Origin of the sequence: Streptomyces sp. NPDC020489 (assembly GCF_044386545.1) — a bacterium.
GTDB lineage: Bacteria > Actinomycetota > Actinomycetes > Streptomycetales > Streptomycetaceae > Streptomyces.
In genome coordinates this window covers 523661-542023 of the sequence record NZ_JBIRUZ010000006.1, presented here as the reverse complement: position 1 = coordinate 542023, position 18363 = coordinate 523661, and the positions used below count along the sequence as shown (strand labels likewise).

Below are 18363 nucleotides of genomic sequence, written 5' to 3'. Positions count from 1 at the left end.
AACAGCCCCATGCCCATGGTCACGGGTGTGGTGCGGCTGAAACAGTTTCATAGTGTTTCGGTGGTCATAGCGTGAGGGAAACGCCCGGTTACATTCCGAACCCGGAAGCTAAGCCTCACAGCGCCGATGGTACTGCAGGGGGGACCCTGTGGGAGAGTAGGACACCGCCGAACAAATATTAAGAAAAGCCCCGTACCGGGTATCCGGTACGGGGCTTTTTCTATTTCAGGGGGATGGCCCACCACAGACTGCGCAGGGGCCGGGCATCCGGCCGCGGGGTTATATGAGGTGAGGGGGTCGGTACCCGGGTACTACCGTGATCGGTATGAGTGACTCGAACCCCCTCCCGTACGTCGTCCGGCCCATACGTGCCGACGAGTGGCCCGCCGTGAAGGAGCTGCGGCTCGTCGCGCTCCAGGACCCGGCCGCGCCGGTCGCCTTCCTGGAGACGTACGAGAAGGCGCTGACCCATCCGGAGTCCTTCTGGCGGGAGCGGGCCGCGGGGGCGGCCGAGGACACCGGTGGGGTACGGCAGTTCGTGGCCGAGGCCGCGGACGGGAGCTGGGTCGGGTCCGTGACCGTGCTGATCGAGGAGGCCGGCACGAAGGACTGGGCCGGGTTTCCCGTCGAGCGGGACCAGGGGCATCTGGTCGGGGTGTTCGTACGGCCCGAGTGGCGGGGCGGCGGGGTGAGCCGGGATCTCTTCGCGGCCGCCCTGCAGTGGGCGTGGGGGCGCGGCGTCGAGGTGGTGCGGCTCATCGTGCACGAGCGCAATCCGCGCGCCCAGGCGTTCTACCGCAAGGCGGGGTTCGTGCCGAGCGGGAAGGTCGTGCCGTTGGACGAGGAGACGGAGCTGGAGTTCCTGCTGGAGCGGGGCTGAGCGGCAAGCGGGTCCTGTCAGACCGGGAGTTCGTCGTGCGGCCAGCGGGCCCTTGCCTGTTCCCTTGACCGGAGCAGTGCCAGGGTCGGCAGGCCCCGGTCCGCTCCGGTGGCCAGCAGCTCCGGGAGCTGGGGGAGCGGGGCCACGGCGGCGACGTCGTCGAGGACGAGCGTCAGTGGTGGGTCGAGGCGACCGGAGGATGACCGTTCGGCCATGTGCCGGCCACGCTCGACCACGCTGGCGACGAGGGCCGTCAGGAGGGGCATGGCGCCCGGGTTTGTCCTGGGGTCCTCGATGGATTCCCCCACGACGTAAAGCGTGCCCCCTTCGTGGACGAAGGAATCCAAGGCAAGGGCATCAGTTCGGTTGGGAGTGCACGCCTCACGGATGTTGACCGTGAAGAGGGCGGCGAGCGCTCGTCCGGTCAGTTCCTGGGCGATGTCCCGGCGTTCGGGGTGCGCGGTGAGCGCGGCCTCGAGCTCTCCGGCCGAACCGGGGGCCGCCTTGGGGTTGGTGCGCAGGATGCGGACCGCGTCCTGGATCTGGGTGCCCTGGGCCCAGCGGTGGACGTGGCGGATGGTGCGGCCGTCGACGGCGGCGGCGTGCAGGCAGCTGCGCAGGAGCGTTTCGGCCACGTCGGCCACGGCCTGGTCGATCTTCGCGGTGGGCCGGACCGGGGAGAGCAGGGCGCCCGCCCTCGCGGCCGCCGTCCCCTTGTCCTCGCAGCCCGCGGTGGGGGACCAGTGGAGGCGGGCCGGGGTGTCGCACAGGTGGGCGGGGTCGTAGAGGTGGACCGGGCCCAGCTTGCTGCGGGGGTCCTTGGTGTCGGACCAGACGGCCGGGTTCGAGGTGACGACGAGGATGGCGCCCTCGGCGTCGCGTACCGCCTGGGTGGCGGTGGCCTGACGGCGGTCCCGCGGGGCGACCAGGACCTTCTCCACCCGTGCGGGCAGCGCCGGTTCCGGCAACGGGGGCTCCGGTTCCACCCTGGGGACGGGCACCTCGTGCAGCGCGACCGTCTCGGTGACCGGCTCCGGGGGTGCGGGGGCCCGCGTCACGAGCGGGGGCTGCTGTGCGACCGGCGACTGCTCCGCGACCGGCGTCGCCTGGAGGGTCGGGGTTTCCTGGAGGGTCGGTGCCGCCCTCCGGGCCCGTCGGACCGCCTTCCAGCGGGCCCAGGTGCCGAGGACGAACACGGCGAGGACGATCAGCACCAGCAGCTGGCCGATGAACAGCCCCCAGAACAGCCCGTACCCGGACAGGGTGTCCGCCGGGGTCTCGGGCCAGGCGCCCTGAATGTCGCGCGGTTGCACGACGAGGTGGCGCATGGCCAGGGGCGTACGGGTGAAGGTGACGCCCGGGGGCCAGTGGCCGTGGGCGAACACGCCTGCGAGGCCCGTGGCCGACCAGACCAGACCGGTCATGCCGATGAGGAAGGCGAGTATCCCGACCAACAGCCCGTCGGGGATGCCGCCCTGGCCCTCGTGCCGGTGGTCGTCCGGTCTCACCATTACCCGTCCTCCCCGCCTACGCCACCGTCGACTCGGAGTCGCCCATGTGCTGCTCCACGAAGGCCGCCGCCCGCTCCTCCGCCTCCAGCTCGGCGGCGCGCAGGGCGTCGTCCGCGAGGTCGCTGGAGGACTCGGTCATCGCACGGTCGGTGAAGACCAGCGGGCGTTCGGTCTCGGTGATGAGGTGCTTGACCACCTGGACGTTGCCGTTGACGTCCCAGACGGCGATGCCGGGGGTCAGCGACGGGATGATCTCCACCGCCCAGCGGGGCAGGCCGAGCACCCGGCCCGTCATCCTCGCCTCGTCCGCCTTCTGGGCGTAGATCGTCCGGGTGGAGGCCATCTTCAGGATCGCCGCCGCCTCCTTGGCCGCCGCCCCGTCCACCACGTCGGACAGGTGGTGGACGACCGCCACGAAGGACAGGCCGAGCCGGCGGCCGAACTTCAGCAGCCGCTGGAACAGCTGGGCCACGAAGGGGCTGTTGATGATGTGCCAGGCCTCCTCGACCAGGAAGATGCGCTTCTTCCGGTCGGGGCGGATCCAGGTGTGCTCCAGCCACACGCCGACGATCGCCATCAGGATGGGCATGGCGATGGAGTTGCGGTCGATGTGTGACAGGTCGAAGACGATCAGCGGGGCGTCCAGGTCGATGCCGACCGTCGTCGGGCCGTCGAACATGCCGCGCAGGTCACCGTCGACCAACCGGTCCAGGACCAGGGCGACATCGAGGCCCCAGGCCCGCACGTCCTCTATGTCGACGTTCATCGCCTCGGCCGACTCCGGCTCGGGGTGGCGCAGTTGCTCGACGATGTCCGTGAGGATCGGCTGGCGTTCGACGATGGTCTCGTTGACGTAGGCGTGCGCGACCTTCAGGGCGAAGCCGGAGCGCTCGTCGAGGCCGTGGCCGAGGGCGACCTCGATGATGGTCCGGAGCAGGGCCAACTGCCCGGTCGTGGTGATCGCCGGGTCGAGCGGGTTGAGCCGGATGCCCATGTCCAGGGCGGCCATCGGGTCCAGGCGGATGGGAGTTATCCCCAACTCCTGCGCGATGAGGTTCCATTCGCCGACGCCGTCCTCGCCCTGGGCGTCGAGGACGACGACCTGGCGGTCGCGGAACCGCAACTGCCGCAGGACGTACGTCTTCTCCAGCGCCGACTTGCCGTTGCCGGACTCGCCGAGGACCAGCCAGTGGGGTGCGGGGAGCTGTTGGCCGTAGAGCTGGAAGGGGTCGTAGATGTAGCCCTTGCCGGAGTACACCTCGCGGCCGATGATGACGCCCGAGTCGCCCAGCCCCGGGGCGGCCGTGGGCAGGTAGACCGCCTGGGCCTGGCCGGTGGAGGTGCGGACGGGCAGGCGGGTGGTCTCGACCTTGCCGAACAGGAAGGACGTGAAGGCGTCGGTGAGGACGGACAGCGGATCCCGCATCAGCGACTCAGCCCCTACCTTCGGATTCCGGTGGCGAACGGCAGTGTGTTCACGAAGGCGCGGTGGTGCTCGCGGTCGCACCACTCCAGCTTCAGGTACGACTTTCCGGCCGAGGCCCGGATGGTCCGCTTGTCGCGGGCCAGGGCCTCGGGGTTGCGGGAGGAGACGGTGATGTAGCCGACGAGGTTGACCCCTGCCGCGCCGCTGGCCAGGTCCTCACCGCGCTGGTCCAGACGGTTGTGGGAGGCGACGTCACGGGGGTCGACGGTGCGGTTCATCTTGGCGGCGCGGGACGCCTCCGCCTCGTCGTTGGTCTTCTCGGTCAGCATGCGCTCGATGGCGACCTCGGTGGGTTCGAGGTCCATCGTCACGGCGACCGTACGGATCACGTCCGGCGTGTGGACCAGCAGGGGAGCCAGGAAGTTGACACCGACGGGGGTCATCGGCCACTCCTTCACCCACGCGGTGGCGTGGCACCAGGGCGCGCGGGTCGAGGACTCGCGGGTCTTGGCCTGGAGGTACGTCGGCTCCATCGCGTCCAGCTCGGCCGGCCAGGCGTTGCGCCGGGTCATCGCCTGGATGTGGTCGATGGGGTGGTCCGGGTCGTACATGGAGTGGATGAGCGAGGCGAGCCGGCCCTGACCGAGCGGCTGGCGCACGCGGATGTCGGCCTCCTGAAGGCGCGAGCAGATGTCGGTCAGCTCACGCGCCATCACGACCGCGAGCCCCGCGTCCCGGTCCAGCTTGCGGCCGGCCGTGGGGCGGGCCGCGCGGGCCATGGCGTGCGCCTCGGCGGACAGCTCGCGGGTGAAGTGCATACAGGCGACGAGGTACGCGCGGTGCTGCTCGCTGCTCGTCGACACCATGGACTGCAACTGGTCGTACGACTGCTGCAACCAGCCCGGTGCCTTGTCGTCCCCGCGGACGGCGACGTCCTTGGCGTGGGCGTCGGGGTCGGCGGGCAGGGTGCGGGCGAGCATCTGGAGGCGGGTGACGAAGCCGTCGCCGTTGGCCACGTGCTTGAGCAGCGTGCCGAAGCGGTCGACGAGGGCTTCCTGGTCCTCGGAGTCGCGCAGGCCGACGCCGGGGCCCTCGATCTCGATGGCGGCGGTGACGGTCCTGCGGTCCGCGTGCAGCAGTACGGCGATCTCGTCCGGGCCGAAGGGCGCGGCGAGCCAGGTGATCCGGCCGATGCCCGGGGGCGGGCCGACCTCGACCTCGCGGCCGTCGACACGGATGCCGGCCTCCATGACGCTGGAGCGGTAGGTGGCGCCGCGGCGCAGGGACCGCTTGTAACTGCGGTTGATCTCGAACCACTTGTAGAACGTGCGGTGCTTGTAGGGCACGTAGACCGCCATCAGGGCGATCAGCGGGAAGCCCATGAGGAGCACGATGCGCAGGGCCAGGAAGGGGACGAGGAGCCCGCACATCATGCCGAGGAACGCGCCGACGATGATGAGCGCGATCTCGCCGGTCTCACGGTTGCGGCCGACGATCGCGTTCGGCCGGGCGCGGCCGATGAGATAGGTACGGCGGGGTGTGACCGCGTGGGACATATGGGCTGCGTGGGAATCAGCCGTCAACGCCCGTCACCTCCTGTGCGGTTGTTGCGGTTGTTGCTGGCGTGCGGGGTGTTCACCGCGCTGCTCGAACGGGGCTGGGGTGCGGCGGAGGGGACAGATCCGCCGCCGCCACCTGAGCCGCGGGTGCTGTGGGCGGCCACGCCGCCGGAGGCGGGGTTGGAGGGGCGGGGGCCGCTGCCGGCGGACGGGCCGCCGTTGTTGTCGGCGCGGGTGCTGTGGGTCTTGATGCCCTGGGCGACGAGGGTCGCCGGGGAGCTGATGACGGCGGCCGCCTTTCCTTCCGCGCCCTGCATGATGCGGTTGTTGCGGGAGCCGGCGATCTCGTCGCCGAAGCCGGGGACGAAGCGGTAGATCATCGCGCTGGCGAAGATGGCGAGCAGGATGATGGCGAGGCCGGAGACCACGGCGGAGAACGCGTCGGGGCCGTCGTCGGCGGACAGCGCGCCGGCCAGCCCGAGGACGATCACGATGACCGGCTTGACGAGAATGACGGCGATCATGATGCCCGCCCAGCGGCGGACGTGGCCCCACAGGTTCTTGTCGACCAGGCCCGCGTAGACGACGGTGCCGAGGAGGGCGCCGACGTAGAGCAGCGCGGCCCGGATGACCAGCTCCAGCCACAGCACGCCGGCGGCGAGGATGGAGACCAGGGAGACCACGATCAGCATGATCGGGCCGCCGCCGATGTCCTCGCCCTTCTCCAGGGCGCCGGAGAAGGTGCCGAAGAACGTGTCGGTCTGATCGCCGGTGGCTTTCGCGAGGACCTCGGTGACGCCGTCGGTGGCGGAGACGACGGTGTAGAGGATCAGCGGGGTGAACGCGGACGCGAGCACGGTGAGCCAGAGGAAGCCGATCGCCTCGGACAGGGCGGTACTGAGCGGCACCCCGCGCACGGCCCGCTTGGCCACGGCGAGCACCCAGAGCAGAAGCGTGAGGATCGTCGAGGCCGCGAAGACGACGGCGTACTGCTGGAGGAACTTGGGGTTGGTGAAGTCGACGTTCGCGGTGTCCTTCACGGCCTCACTGAGCTTGCCCACGGTCCAGGCAGCGGCCTCGGCGCAGCCCTTCGCCAGGGAGGAGAGGGGGTCGGCGGTGGAGGTGGGGTCGGTGAGGGACGAACGGCCGGAACCGCTGCGGTCACCGCGTTCGCAGTAGTCCTTGGCGGGGCCGTGGATCAGGTCGCAGGGGTTGTTACTGCCGGTCGGCGACGGCGTGGGGCTGGGGGTGGGCGCGGCGAAGGCACGGGTGGCCATGAGGACGGCTGTGGTCTGTACGGCCGTGACGACAGCGGCGAGCTTGACTGCGCGTCGGCTACCGGGCATACGTGAACCCTCCGTACTCTTCGACGGCCTTGGCCATCTCGTCGGCGCTGGAGGCCCTGTCGTCGCCCGGGACGGGCGTTGGGCCGGCCTTCTGGGAGTGCGTCACGATCTTCCAGTCACCATCGGTCCACTGGAGTTGCATGGTGATGGTGAACCAGGTGCTGGTGACCGGGTTGGTGGAGTTGTCGCCGGCGAGGCCGAGGAGGCCGCTGCACCAGACCTCGACGGTCGCCTTGTCGGCGGAGCCCTGGGTGACCTTGGTGCCGATCGGTGTCGTACGCGAGACGAAGGTGTAGCCCGACGGGGTGGAGCCGTCCTCGTTCAGGCCCACGGCCTTGTTGAAGGCAGGCGTGTAGGCCTTGTCCAGGGTCGCCTCGAACTGCGAGGTCCGGGAAGGCGTGATGATGGCCTGCAGGATGCTGTCCCGCTTGGTCTTGTTGAACATCTCCGCCGACCCCAGCGCCACCGCATAGTTAGCCGCCGCGCTCTGCGCCCCCTGTTCGTCCCGGGCGAAGCCCGACTGGACCGGCTTGGTCCCGGTGGCCGCGGTCGTCGCCGCCTCCGGCTTCGCGCCGCCGTTTGCCCCGCTCGGTGAGGCGGAATCGTCGCCTCCGCGGTTCGCGAAGGCGATCGCGGCGATGAGGACGACCACGACGCCGACCACCGTGACCAGGCTGCGGGACGAGGAGCGGGCGCGGGGACGCCCGCCCCCGTACTCGTCCTCCGGCAGACGCGTGCGGGTCTGACCGGAGCCGCCGTAGCCGCCGTAACCGCCGGAGGCCTCGTGTTCGTCACCGGGACTCATGCCGCGTACGCCCCCTCGACGTCGTACGGAAACACGTAGGAGTACGACGGTAGCCGTGCTGGTTCCCGCGCGGGCGCGGTGTGGTGACTCGACATCAGGGAGACGCAACCTCAGCCGGTGGGCACGACGGGCGGGTGGGATGGGAGGTGATGGCCGGGCGCGCCCGGTGACCGGAGGAATGCCTGCTAGACGGCCATGCCGTACACGATGGTGAAGAGCGTGCCGAGCGAGCCGATGATGAAGACGCCGGTGAGGCCGGCGATGATCAGGCCCTTGCCCTGTTCCGCGCTGAAGGTGTCCCGCAGGGCCGTCGCGCCGATGCGCTGCTTCGCGGCGCCCCAGATGGCGATGCCGAGGCAGAGCAGGATGGCGACCGCCATGACGACCTGGATCATCGTCTTCGCTTCCGTGCCCAGCGCCCCGAAGGGGCCCCAGTCCGGAGCGATCCCGCCGATGATGGTGTTGATGTCTCCCTTGTCGGCCGCAAAGAGCATGTAAGTCACCGCCCCTGGTGGGTAGTTCCGCTTCCCCTGCGGTGCGCAGAGGTCAGGCCTCATTCTCGCTGACAATTCCACCGTCGTATGTCGACTTGGCGTCATTGATTGGCGGGTTTCGTACGAATGCACTGCCCGGTCACTCTGTGTATCACGGCAGGTCACCCCGGGCAATGAGGCCGGAGCGGAACCTTCGTGTGGTTCCGTCGTTGACCTCTTCTTGGCATCCGTGGTGCTGGTGGCACCCATGTTCTGCGGGTGAAGGCTATCTCCGTGCTGCCGGGGCACGACGGACGGGCCACGGCTGGATGCCGTGGCCCGTCCCGATGGTGACTGAGCGTCAACCTGTGAAGGCGCTCACTCCCGCCGGGGTGCCCCAGCCGGTCGGGCCGTCGTAGCCCGTGGCCGCGGTGCAGAAGTAGCCGGTGGAGCAGCTGCCGTTGTTGCCGGTGGTGACGTCGTTGAGGGCCGAGGTGTGCCGGTAGGGGTACTGGGCCGGGTAGTCGCTGCTGCCCGGGGTGCCGGCGAGGGCGTAGACGGCGGCGATGATCGGGGCGGAGGCGCTGGTGCCGCCGTAGGTGTTCCAGCCGGTGCCGTCGGCGCCGTAGGTGTCGTAGACGGAGACTCCGGTGGCCGGGTCGGCGACGGCGGAGACGTCGGCGATCATGCGCTTGGAGCAGCCCGTGTCGGTCTGCCAGCTCGGCTTGGCGTCGTAGGCGGAGCAGCCGGAGCCGGTGCCCTCGGTGCTGCTGGTCTTCCAGACCGATTCGGTCCAGCCGCGGCTGGTGGAGGAGGTGGAGAGCCTGGTGCCGCCGACCGCGGTGACGTACCGGGAGGCGGCCGGGTACTCGGCGCCGTAGGCCTCGTCGCCGGCGGAGACGGTGATGGCGACGCCGGGGTGGTTGAAGTACGAGGAGTCGTACGAGGTGTCCGAGGAGGACTCCGAGCCGCCGTAGGAGTTGGAGACGAACCTGGCGCCCAGCTTGACCGCCTCGTTCACGGCCGTGCCCAGGTTGGCCATGCTCGACGACTTCGCCTCGACCAGGAGGATGTGCGCGTTGGGGGCGATGGCGGAGACCATGTCGAGGTCGAGGGAGATCTCGCCCGCCCAGCCGCTGTCGGCGGCGGGCAGGGAGGTGGTGGAGCCGGTCTGGCTGACCTTCTTGAAGCAGCCGTTGGCGGTGGTGCACGCCGACAGGCCGTAGTAGGAGCGGTAAGTGGCCAGGTCCGCCTCGGCGTTGGGGTCGTCGTAGGCGTCGACGATCGCGATGGTCTGTCCGGAGCCGCCGGAGGAGGAGGCGGAGGTCAGGCCGTAGGCCGAGCGGAGGTCGCTCGGGCCGTAGCCGGTGGGGGTGGCCGAGGCGGCGTCCGGCCGGATGGTCCGGGGCGCGACGCCCTTGAGTGCGGCCTGCTTCTCCAGGTAGGCGGTGGTGCCGCTGGTGACGCGCAGGGCGTCGCAGGCGGCGTAGCCCTTCTTGGGGGTGGTGCCGCACGCGCTCTCGTAACGCACGTGCGCCTTGGCGACGGCCGCGGCGAGGGTGCGGGCGCTCACCTTGTGCGGTGCGGGGTCGGCGTGGGCGGCGGTGCTCAGGCCGGTGACCAGCAGGGCGGCGCCGGCCGCGGCGGCCGTGCCGATCCGGTGCCATCTGCCGGATATGTGGGGGGCGTTGGTACGCAACGTAAAGCCTCCTGTGAGGGGGGTGCAGAGGCCTGCGGTGGGGGTGCCACCGGTGAGGTTCCCGGTGGGGGCGGCGGCCCGCGACGACCATCCCCTTGTTGAGTACGTGACAACAAGGTGGGCGGTGGAATCCTGACTTCCGCCATACCGAAGGGGGTTGCCGGGTTACCGATCAATGGCGGGGGGATGGTCGGCGGATGGCGTCGCCTTGACCATCCGCGCGCGGTGCGCGCACGGCTCGGGCGGCGGGCCGCGCGGCCGTGCCGGGACGCGGTCCGTTCTCCTTCCGCATGATCACCCCAGAACGACGGAGGCACCCCTAAACTGACGTGGGCGTCGGACTCCGGGGCGGCGAAGGGCGATTGACGGTGCGTAAGGCATGGCTCGTGGGGGGTGCCGTCCTCGGGGCGGGGCTCAGCTTCGTGATGCTGCTCGTCGTCGGCGTGTACGTCGTCGCCGGGAACCTGGCGGGCGGGGTCGGCGGGGCCACCAAGGCGCTGGCGAAGGGGTCCGTGCCGGCCGCGTACCAGGCCCTCGTGCAGAAGTGGGGCAACCTGTGCACGGCGATCAACCCGGCGCTGCTGGCCGCGCAGCTGTACCAGGAGAGCGGGTTCAACCCCAAGGCGCAGAGCCCGGCGGCCGCGCAGGGGATAGCGCAGTTCATCCCCGGGACCTGGGCCACGCACGGGATCGACGGTGACGGTGACGGCGACCGTGACGTCTGGGACCCCAATGACGCGATTCCGTCGGCCGCGAAGTACGACTGCACCCTCGCCTCGTACGTGAAGGACGTCCCCGGCGACCCGACGAGGAACATGCTCGCGTCCTACAACGCGGGGGCCTACGCGGTGATCAAGTACGGGGGTGTGCCGCCGTACCGGGAGACCCAGAACTATGTGAAGACGATCACGACGCTGGAGGAGAGCTTCGCCGCCCCCGTGACCCGGGTGGACCCCTCGGAGCAGGCCGCCGGGGCCATCTACTACGCGCAGAAGAAGCTCGGCACGCCCTACCTCTGGGGCGGTGAAGGTACAGCTCAGGACGGTGGGCGCTTCGACTGCTCGGGGCTGACGCAGGCCGCGTACGACAGTGTCGGCATCACGCTGCCGCGGGTCGCCAACGACCAGTGGAACGCGGGTCCGCATCCGGCCAGGGACGAGCTGCTCCCCGGCGATCTCGTGTTCTTCTCGGACGACCTCACCAACTCCCGGACCATCCGTCATGTGGGAATTTATGTGGGCGGCGGATACATGATCGACGCCCCGAGAACGGGTGCTGTGATCCGTTTCGACCCGATCGACACCCCCGACTACTTCGGGGCCACCCGGGTCACCGAAGATGGCGCGAAAGCGCTCCCCACAGCGGCCTGAACCGAGCGTGAACCCATCCCCTGAGCTGCGGCGATGTATCTCTCTTCGATAACGTCTGCGTGATCATTCAGTGGAGTGTGGAACGTATTAACGGGGACCGTGCGTTCCTGTTGTCGTAGCCGAGCGCGTATCGGATCTACAGCCACGGGGGTGGAAAAGCGGCGCGCGAATCGGTGCGCGCCGGGAGAGACGACGAAGGGGCCACAGCGCCATGGCTGGACTCGCCGCATCCGGGTCGAACCCCGACGTCGACCTGCTCTATGACATCAACGGCCTGGCCAAGGACGCACCCGCGTGGTTCGACCGGGTCATGGAGTACGTCGGTGAGTACGGCATCCTGCTCGCCACCGTGCTGCTCGTGCTGGGGTGCTGGCTGTCCGTGCGCAGGCGGGGCGGCGAGGACGCGCCCGCGTCGGTGGCCGCGCTGGTCTGGGCGCCGCTCGCGGCCGGTGTCGCCGTGCTGGTCAACGTGCCGATCCGCGGGTTCGTGGAGCGGCCCCGGCCGTTCCTGCAGCACGAGGGCCTGGAGGTCCTCGTCAGCGGCAAGACCGACTACTCCTTCGTGAGCGACCACGCCACCATCACCATGGCCATGGCGGTCGGACTGTTCGTGGCCAACCGCACGTTCGGGTTCTTCGGTATCGCGCTCGCCCTCCTGGAGGGCTTCTGCCGCGTCTACATGGGCGTGCACTACCCCACCGACGTCATCGGCGGTTTCGCCCTCGGCACCGCCGTCGCCCTGCTCCTCTCCCCGCTGGCCATGGCCCTGCTCACCCCGCTGACCAAGGCGATCGGGCGCTCACCGCGCGCGGGATGGCTGATCCGGGCCCGCGGGACCTCGTACGAGGGCCGGGACGCGGTGCTCCCCGGCGCCCGGAAGGAAGCGGGCGCCGAGGAGCGTGACCTGGCGGCCTGAAGGCCCTGGGCGGCTACAGGGCCTGCGGGAAGGTGAAGAAGCCGTCCGGGTCGTACTGCTTCTTCAGGGCCGTGAGCCTGCTCGCCGCGTCGCCGTAGTACGCCTGGCGCCAGTTCGTCAGCGCCGGGTCGGTGTAGTTCTGGTAGGCCGCCCCGGACGCGTACGGCTTCATCGCGTCGTGCGCCCGGGTCAGCCAGGACTGGGCGGTGGTGCCGCTCGTGCCGGCCTTCCACGCGGCGATGTACTGGGCCAGCATCCGGGAGCGGCGGTGGACGAACGCCGTGGCCGTCGGCGAGACGCGATTGACCGCGCCGCCCAGCGCGGTCAACGCGATGTCCCCGGCGCCGCCGCGGACCGACTCGATCTGCTTCAGCATCGCGCGGATGCCGGCCGTCGACAGGGAACGGTCGAAGAAGTCCGACTTCGCGGCGTACGTCTCCCGGCCGAGCGCGCCCTGCGGGGAGCGGCCCGGGGTCTTGCCGGGCAGATGGCACTGGGCGTCCGTGGCGAAGGAGGAGCAGCCGGCGTAGACCTCCATCGCGTCCTCGTAGGAACGGCGCTTGAGGGAGACGCTGGTGGCGTTCGCGCCCACCTTGTCGGCGAGGCGGTCCACGGCGTTCTGGAGCTCGCCGTAGGTGCCGAGGGAGAAGGCGGCGACGGAGACGGTCGTGCGGCCGCCGGGGGTGCCCGCCAGATGCAGGGACGACCAGATCTCGTCCGGCTGGGAGGGACCCCACTCCTGCCACGCCTTCACCACCGCGGCGGCCCTCGCCCACGGCCAGGAGAGGTAGGCGGTGACGGCCTGCGGGGCGGGGTGCGTCGTGAAGTGCAGCTCGGTGACCACGCCGAAGTTGCCGTTGCCCGCGCCGCGCAGGGCCCAGAAGAGGTCCTTGTTGGTCGTGGCGTTCGCGGTGAGCTGCCTGCCGTCCGCCGTGACCAGGGTCGCCTGGGTGAGGCTGTCGCAGGTCAGGCCGTAGGCGCGGGAGACCACCCCGTGGCCGCCGCCGAGCGTGAGGCCGGAGACGCCGACGGTCGGGCAGGAGCCGGCCGGGATGGTGACGCCCTTCGCGGCGAGGGCGCGGTAGACGTCGATGAGCTTGGAGCCGGCGCCGACGACCGCCGTACGGCCGCTGCTGCGGACCTTGTTGAGCTTGGAGACGTCGACGATCAGGCGGCCGTTGCCGGAGGACCAGCCGGCGTAGGAGTGGCCGCCGTTGCGGATCGCCACGTGGAGCCCGTGCGCGCGGGCGTAGGCCAGGGCGGTGCGGATGTCCTGCGCGTGCGCGATGTAGGCGACCGCGGCGGGCTTCAGGGAGTCGAAGCGGGTGTTGTAGAGCTGGTGGGCGGCCGGCCAGTCGGTGTCGCCCGGGCGGACGAGGCTGCCGTCGAGGTCACGGGCGAGGGCGGTCCAGTCGGCGGGGGCGGCGGCGCCGGTTCTGGCGGACGTGCGCGCGGACCTGGCGGTGGTCGCCGTCCTGGTCGCGTCGGCCCGGTCGTCGCCGGTGCACGCGGCCGTGGTGGTCGTGGCGATCGTCGCGATGCCGCCGCCGATGAACGTACGCCGTTCCATGTCGCCTCCTGTGGGTTCGTGGAACGAGACGGGGTGGTGGGGGCGGGGGTTCCCTCACCGGCTGGGTGAGGGGGTACCCGGCGCGAACTCCTCAGGCTCCGAAGGGGGCGGTGTGGAGTTCCGCGTCCGTTCTCGCCTGGCTTCTGGCGCGTCTGGCCGGGCCGCGCCAGCCGCAGACACAGCGGGCTGTGCAGAAGCGGCCCTGTTCGACCGTGGTGGTGCGGTGTTCCGGCGGCGCGGGGGGTATGTCCTGCTGGGGCACACCGACAACGTTAGCCGCCTTCGGTAAAGGGCTCGTATCCGCGTGACGGGCTCCGCCCGGTCGTCGTTAGCCGGACGTCAGGGGGTCCGTGACGGAGGCAGGCGATGGCGCAGCGGCAGCAGAGGCGGACGGGCGGGGTCGGTGTGGTGGCGGGGCTCGTGGCCGTCGTCTGTGCCGGGACCGCGGGGTGTTCCGGGAGCGGGGCCGCCGCCGAGGACGGGCGGGGCGGCGATCCCGTCGCCACGGTGCGGCAGGCCGCCGACCGGCTGGCGCGGACCGGGAGTTCCAAGGCCCGCACCTCCATGGAGATGGCCACCGGCGGGACCCGCGTCACCATCCGGGGCGAGGGGGTCTACGACTACCGGCGCCGGGTCGGGGAGTTGCAGGTGCTGCTCCCGCAGGACCCCGCGGGCACGAGCGAGCACCGGCCCATCACCGAACTGCTCGCCCCCGGGGCGCTGTTCATGAAGAACCGGGGCGCCGGGGTGCCCGACGACAAGTGGGTGCGGGTCGAGACCGCCGCGCTGTCGGACGGCAATCTCGTCACCGGCGGCGCCACCGACCCCTACGCCGCCGCCGAGTTGCTGCGCGGGGCGCTCTCCGCGACCTACGTCGGTCGTGGCGAGGTGGCGGGCACCGTCGTACGGCACTACCGGGGGACCGCGGATCTGACCGTCGCCGCGCGGGACGCCTCCGCCGAGAACAGGGCGGCGCTGGGGGCGGCGGCGAAGGGCTTCGCCACGGCCCGGGTGCCGTTCGACGTGTACCTCGACGAGCAGGGGCGGATCCGCAAGGTCCGCCACCGCTTCAGCTTCGTCAACGGACAGCGGGAGGGGACCGTCGCGGTCACCTCGACGACCTCGCTGCACGACTTCGGGGTCGCCGTCGACGTGACGTTGCCGGACCGCGACGACATCTACGCCGGGAAGATCGCCGCGGACTGAGCCGGGGCGGCGGTGCTGACGGGCGTCAAGAACTAGCCCGTCCGTGCCATGCGCGGTGCGTAGGCCGCTCCCTACTCTAGGAAGCGGTGACGGCAGAGAAGAGGTGATGCACGTGGCTCCGGTCGGCGGTACGGCAGTTCAGGACCACGTGGCCCTCGCCGAGATCGAGCTGTGCGGCGACCTGATCATCGCGGCCTCGGCGGCCCACGAGGACCGGCTCAGCCTGGAGAGCATCGACGAGGTGCTGAAAGTGGCCCAGGAGCGCGAGGCCGTCTCCGGCGAGTGAGCCGGGGGCGGCCCGCCGCACCTGCCACCGGGGCCGTCAGGTGCGCAGCAGCCGGCCGATCGCCTTGGTCGCCTCTTCCACCTTCGCGTCGATCTCGTCGCCGCCCTTGACGGCCGCGTCCGCCACGCAGTGGCGCAGGTGCTCCTCCAGCAGCTGGAGGGCGAAGGACTGGAGGGCCTTGGTGGAGGCGGAGACCTGCGTGAGTATGTCGATGCAGTAGACGTCCTCGTCGACCATGCGTTGCAGGCCGCGGATCTGGCCCTCGATGCGGCGCAGGCGCTTGAGGTGTTCGTCCTTCTGCTGGTGGTACCCGTGCGTGATGTTCTCAGAGGGCGCTGTCGCGCCAGCCTCGGTGGTCGTCATCGCGTCCTCCACATCTGCGGGCAGGTATATACCCCTACTGGGTATATCGTACCCAACTTTGACGGGTATAGGGCCTGCGGAAGGCCCCCGTGCTGACCACTGTGCCTGATGGGCGACACTGGGGGACGGCCCATTAGCCGTGGCCGGATGATGCACTTAGCATCAGCCTGACCGAAACCGATGCACCCCGAGGACCCCTTGTGCGCTTCCGTCTGACCCCCAGGGAGACGAGCTTCTACGACATGTTCGCCGCATCCGCGGACAACATCGTCACAGGCTCGAAGCTCCTCATGGAACTGCTCGGGGCGGACACCGCCGGCCGGGCCGAGATCGCAGAGCGTATGCGGGCCGCGGAACACGCCGGTGACGACGCCACGCACGCGATCTTCCACCAGCTGAACTCCTCGTTCATCACGCCGTTCGACCGCGAGGACATCTACAACCTGGCGTCCTCCCTCGACGACATCATGGACTTCATGGAGGAGGCCGTCGACCTCGTCGTCCTCTACAACGTCGAGGAGCTTCCCAAGGGCGTCGAGCAGCAGATCGAGGTCCTCGCCAGGGCCGCCGAGCTCACCGCCGAGGCCATGCCGAACCTGCGGACCATGGACAACCTCACCGAGTACTGGATCGAGGTCAACCGGCTGGAGAACCAGGCCGACCAGATCCACCGCAAGCTGCTCGCCATGCTCTTCAACGGCAAGTACGAGGCCATCGAGGTGCTGAAGCTCAAGCAGATCGTGGACGTGCTGGAAGAGGCGGCCGACGCGTTCGAGCACGTCGCCAACACCGTGGAGACCATCGCGGTCAAGGAGTCCTGAACCACGTGGACACCTTCGCTCTGATCGTGACCATCGGTGTCGCGCTCGGCTTCACCTACACCAACGGCTTCCACGACTCGGCCAACGCGATCGCGACCTCCGTCTCCACCCGGGCGCTGACCCCGCGGGCGGCGCTCGCGATGGCGGCCGTGATGAACCTCGCGGGCGCGTTCCTCGGCAGCGGGATCGCCAAGACCGTGAGCGAGGGCCTGATCGAGACCCCGCACGGCAACCGGGGGATGTGGATCCTCTTCTCCGCCCTGGTCGGCGCGATCGTCTGGAACCTGGTCACCTGGTACTTCGGCCTGCCCTCGTCGTCGTCGCACGCGTTGTTCGGCGGCATGGTGGGAGCGGCACTCGCGGGCGGGATCGACGTGATCTGGTCCGGGGTGCTCGAGAAGATCGTCATCCCGATGTTCCTGTCGCCGATCGTCGGCATCGTCACCGGCTATCTGGTGATGGTCGCGATCATGTGGATGTTCCGGAAATCCAACCCGCACAAGGCCAAGCGCGGTTTCCGGATCGCGCAGACCGTCTCGGCGGCGGGCATGGCCCTCGGGCACGGCCTCCAGGACGCGCAGAAGACGATGGGCATCGTGGTGATGGCGCTCGTCATCGCCGATGTCGAACAGGCCGGCGACCCGATCCCGGCGTGGGTCAAGATCGCCTGTGCGGTCATGCTGTCGCTCGGCACCTACGCGGGCGGTTGGCGGATCATGCGGACCCTCGGGCGGAAGATCATCGAGCTGGACCCGCCGCAGGGCTTCGCCGCGGAGACCACGGGCGCGGGGATCATGTTCACCACCGCGTTCATGTTCCACGCGCCGATCTCGACGACCCATGTCATCACCTCGGCGATCATGGGCGTGGGCGCCACCAAGCGGGTCAACGCCGTGCGGTGGGGCGTCGCGAAGAACATCATCCTGGGCTGGTTCATCACCATGCCGGCGGCGGCGCTGGTCGCGGCGAGTGTGTTCGGTGTCGTGAACCTGGCGTTCCTGTGAGCACGGTCGAGCGGACGGCCCGCGCCGACGGCGTCGTCTGACCGCCGGACACACGAAACGGGCCCGCCCCCCGATGAGCCGGGGGGCGGGCCCTTCTCGTCCTCGCGGCGGCACCGCCATGCAGCACCGCGAGGGGTCTTCACGTCGCCGCGGTCTAGGGCGTGTTGTGAAAGTGGCCTCGTCGCCCGGAGGGCGGCCGCGCGGCGTTCGGTGCGTGCTCTCGGCGTGCCGCCCGGAAGCCCTCGTACTGGGCGTACTCGGGCTTTCGGGCGGTGCGGCGAGAGTGCGTGCCGGGCGTCGCGCGGCAGAGGCCACTTTCGCAACAGGCCCTAGCCGAAGCGGCCCGAGATGTAGTCCTCCGTGGCCTGGACCGACGGGTTGGAGAAGATGCGCTCGGTGTCGTCGATCTCCACCAGCTTGCCGGGCTGGCCGACGGCGGCGAGGTTGAAGAACGCCGTGCGGTCCGAGACACGGGCCGCCTGCTGCATGTTGTGCGTCACGATGACGATCGTGAAGCGCTCCTTCAGCTCGCCGATCAGGTCCTCGATGGCGAGGGTGGAGATGGGGTCCAGGGCCGAGCAGGGCTCGTCCATGAGGAGGACCTTCGGCTCCACCGCGATCGCGCGGGCGATGCACAGACGCTGCTGCTGACCGCCGGAGAGGCCGGAGCCGGGCTTGTTCAGGCGGTCCTTGACCTCGTTCCAGAGGTTGGCGCCCTTGAGGGACTTCTCGACGACGTCGGCGAGCTCGGACTTCTTGTACGAGCCGTTCAGCCGCAGGCCCGCCGCCACGTTGTCGAAGATCGACATGGTGGGGAACGGGTTAGGGCGCTGGAAGACCATGCCGACCTCGCGGCGCACCGACACCGGGTCGATGCCGGTGCCGTACAGGTCCTCGTCGTCCAGGAGCACCTTGCCCTCGACGCGGCCGCCGGGGGTGACCTCGTGCATGCGGTTCAGGGTGCGCAGGAACGTCGACTTGCCGCAGCCGGAGGGGCCGATGAAGGCCGTCACCGAGCGGGGCTCGACGGTCATCGAGATGTCGTCGATCGCCTTGTGGGCGCCGTAGTAGGCGGTGAGCCCGCTTACGTCGATTCGCTTGGCCATGATTACGTCACTTCCAGAGATT

Annotated in this window: 17 protein-coding genes and 1 rRNA gene; 8 read left to right on the top strand and 10 right to left on the bottom strand. The window is 70.0% G+C overall.

Annotation, left to right across the window (positions count from 1 at the left end; genetic code table 11):
- The first annotated feature begins 56 nt into the window (after positions 1 to 56).
- Both rrf and ACH41F_RS19630 read left to right on the top strand, forming a co-directional pair.
- Positions 57 to 173, top strand: a 5S ribosomal RNA gene (gene rrf / locus ACH41F_RS19635).
- A gap of 152 nt (positions 174 to 325) precedes the next feature.
- Positions 326 to 880 (top strand): GNAT family N-acetyltransferase, encoded by a 555-nt coding sequence (locus tag ACH41F_RS19630; protein WP_398836729.1) that lies wholly within the window; start codon positions 326 to 328, stop codon positions 878 to 880.
- Between the two features lie 17 nt (positions 881 to 897).
- On the opposite strand, the gene ACH41F_RS19625 is transcribed toward ACH41F_RS19630, so the two are convergent.
- The 7 genes from ACH41F_RS19625 to ACH41F_RS19595 form a co-directional block, all read right to left on the bottom strand.
- Complete coding sequence (locus ACH41F_RS19625; RefSeq protein ID WP_391234411.1) at positions 898 to 2388, bottom strand: TraM recognition domain-containing protein; 1491 nt, start codon at positions 2386 to 2388, stop codon at positions 898 to 900.
- A 19-nt stretch (positions 2389 to 2407) separates the two neighbouring features.
- Positions 2408 to 3817, bottom strand: coding sequence for an ATP-binding protein (locus tag ACH41F_RS19620; protein ID WP_391234010.1), 1410 nt, complete (start codon positions 3815 to 3817; stop codon positions 2408 to 2410).
- A 14-nt stretch (positions 3818 to 3831) separates the two neighbouring features.
- Entirely contained in the window at positions 3832 to 5373 is a 1542-nt protein-coding gene (locus ACH41F_RS19615; protein ID WP_391234011.1) for an SCO6880 family protein, read from the bottom strand.
- A 23-nt stretch (positions 5374 to 5396) separates the two neighbouring features.
- Positions 5397 to 6722 (bottom strand): hypothetical protein, encoded by a 1326-nt coding sequence (locus ACH41F_RS19610; RefSeq protein WP_398836726.1) that lies wholly within the window; start codon positions 6720 to 6722, stop codon positions 5397 to 5399.
- The gene (locus tag ACH41F_RS19605; RefSeq protein ID WP_398836725.1) at positions 6712 to 7527 is read right to left on the bottom strand and encodes a hypothetical protein; all 816 of its coding nucleotides are present in this window, start codon (positions 7525 to 7527) and stop codon (positions 6712 to 6714) included. Before ACH41F_RS19605 ends, ACH41F_RS19610 begins: the two co-directional genes overlap by 11 nt.
- A gap of 185 nt (positions 7528 to 7712) precedes the next feature.
- The gene (locus tag ACH41F_RS19600) at positions 7713 to 8021 is read right to left on the bottom strand and encodes a hypothetical protein (RefSeq protein WP_007383036.1); all 309 of its coding nucleotides are present in this window, start codon (positions 8019 to 8021) and stop codon (positions 7713 to 7715) included.
- 340 nt (positions 8022 to 8361) lie between these two features.
- Positions 8362 to 9699 carry a peptidase S8 gene (locus ACH41F_RS19595; RefSeq protein ID WP_398836724.1) on the bottom strand — a complete coding sequence of 446 codons (1338 nt, stop codon included), beginning with the start codon at positions 9697 to 9699 and terminating at the stop codon, positions 8362 to 8364.
- A gap of 362 nt (positions 9700 to 10061) precedes the next feature.
- Here ACH41F_RS19595 and ACH41F_RS19590 point away from each other — a divergent pair, with 362 nt between their 5' ends.
- Positions 10062 to 11069: an NlpC/P60 family protein gene (locus ACH41F_RS19590; protein ID WP_391234015.1), complete on the top strand. Its 1008-nt coding sequence runs from the start codon at positions 10062 to 10064 to the stop codon at positions 11067 to 11069.
- A 211-nt stretch (positions 11070 to 11280) separates the two neighbouring features.
- Entirely contained in the window at positions 11281 to 11985 is a 705-nt protein-coding gene (locus tag ACH41F_RS19585) for a phosphatase PAP2 family protein (protein WP_391234016.1), read from the top strand.
- A 13-nt stretch (positions 11986 to 11998) separates the two neighbouring features.
- Here the strand turns inward: ACH41F_RS19585 and ACH41F_RS19580 are convergent, their stop codons facing one another.
- Complete coding sequence (locus tag ACH41F_RS19580) at positions 11999 to 13555, bottom strand: FAD-binding oxidoreductase (protein WP_398836723.1); 1557 nt, start codon at positions 13553 to 13555, stop codon at positions 11999 to 12001.
- Between the two features lie 366 nt (positions 13556 to 13921).
- Between ACH41F_RS19580 and ACH41F_RS19575 the strand changes: the two genes are divergently transcribed.
- Complete coding sequence (locus ACH41F_RS19575; protein WP_398836721.1) at positions 13922 to 14761, top strand: hypothetical protein; 840 nt, start codon at positions 13922 to 13924, stop codon at positions 14759 to 14761.
- Between the two features lie 106 nt (positions 14762 to 14867).
- Positions 14868 to 15047, top strand: coding sequence for a hypothetical protein (locus ACH41F_RS19570; protein WP_353694828.1), 180 nt, complete (start codon positions 14868 to 14870; stop codon positions 15045 to 15047).
- 36 nt (positions 15048 to 15083) lie between these two features.
- On the opposite strand, the gene ACH41F_RS19565 is transcribed toward ACH41F_RS19570, so the two are convergent.
- Positions 15084 to 15410 carry a metal-sensing transcriptional repressor gene (locus tag ACH41F_RS19565; protein WP_391234019.1) on the bottom strand — a complete coding sequence of 109 codons (327 nt, stop codon included), beginning with the start codon at positions 15408 to 15410 and terminating at the stop codon, positions 15084 to 15086.
- 200 nt (positions 15411 to 15610) lie between these two features.
- Here ACH41F_RS19565 and ACH41F_RS19560 point away from each other — a divergent pair, with 200 nt between their 5' ends.
- Both ACH41F_RS19560 and ACH41F_RS19555 read left to right on the top strand, forming a co-directional pair.
- A complete protein-coding gene (locus tag ACH41F_RS19560; protein WP_030043659.1) occupies positions 15611 to 16231 on the top strand; it encodes a DUF47 domain-containing protein in 621 nt (206 codons plus the stop codon).
- Positions 16232 to 16236: 5 nt separating this feature from the next.
- The gene (locus ACH41F_RS19555) at positions 16237 to 17235 is read left to right on the top strand and encodes an inorganic phosphate transporter (protein WP_391234020.1); all 999 of its coding nucleotides are present in this window, start codon (positions 16237 to 16239) and stop codon (positions 17233 to 17235) included.
- Positions 17236 to 17564: 329 nt separating this feature from the next.
- Here ACH41F_RS19555 and pstB read toward each other — a convergent pair whose 3' ends face one another.
- Positions 17565 to 18341 (bottom strand): phosphate ABC transporter ATP-binding protein PstB, encoded by a 777-nt coding sequence (pstB, locus tag ACH41F_RS19550; RefSeq protein ID WP_391234021.1) that lies wholly within the window; start codon positions 18339 to 18341, stop codon positions 17565 to 17567.
- Positions 18342 to 18363 lie beyond the last annotated feature (22 nt).

Bases quoted from the DNA above. Each gene is read 5' to 3' on its own strand.
- ACH41F_RS19570 (WP_353694828.1), top strand. From the start codon at position 14,868: ATGCACGTGGCTCCGGTCGGCGGTACGGCAGTTCAGGACCACGTGGCC.
- ACH41F_RS19620 (WP_391234010.1), bottom strand. From the start codon at position 3,817: ATGCGGGATCCGCTGTCCGTCCTCACCGACGCCTTCACGTCCTTCCTG.
- pstB (WP_391234021.1), bottom strand. From the start codon at position 18,341: ATGGCCAAGCGAATCGACGTAAGCGGGCTCACCGCCTACTACGGCGCC.
- ACH41F_RS19600 (WP_007383036.1), bottom strand. From the start codon at position 8,021: ATGCTCTTTGCGGCCGACAAGGGAGACATCAACACCATCATCGGCGGG.
- ACH41F_RS19575 (WP_398836721.1), top strand. From the start codon at position 13,922: ATGGCGCAGCGGCAGCAGAGGCGGACGGGCGGGGTCGGTGTGGTGGCG.
- ACH41F_RS19605 (WP_398836725.1), bottom strand. From the start codon at position 7,527: ATGAGTCCCGGTGACGAACACGAGGCCTCCGGCGGTTACGGCGGCTAC.
- ACH41F_RS19610 (WP_398836726.1), bottom strand. From the start codon at position 6,722: ATGCCCGGTAGCCGACGCGCAGTCAAGCTCGCCGCTGTCGTCACGGCC.
- ACH41F_RS19565 (WP_391234019.1), bottom strand. From the start codon at position 15,410: ATGACGACCACCGAGGCTGGCGCGACAGCGCCCTCTGAGAACATCACG.
- ACH41F_RS19580 (WP_398836723.1), bottom strand. From the start codon at position 13,555: ATGGAACGGCGTACGTTCATCGGCGGCGGCATCGCGACGATCGCCACG.
- ACH41F_RS19615 (WP_391234011.1), bottom strand. From the start codon at position 5,373: ATGTCCCACGCGGTCACACCCCGCCGTACCTATCTCATCGGCCGCGCC.
- ACH41F_RS19630 (WP_398836729.1), top strand. From the start codon at position 326: ATGAGTGACTCGAACCCCCTCCCGTACGTCGTCCGGCCCATACGTGCC.
- ACH41F_RS19585 (WP_391234016.1), top strand. From the start codon at position 11,281: ATGGCTGGACTCGCCGCATCCGGGTCGAACCCCGACGTCGACCTGCTC.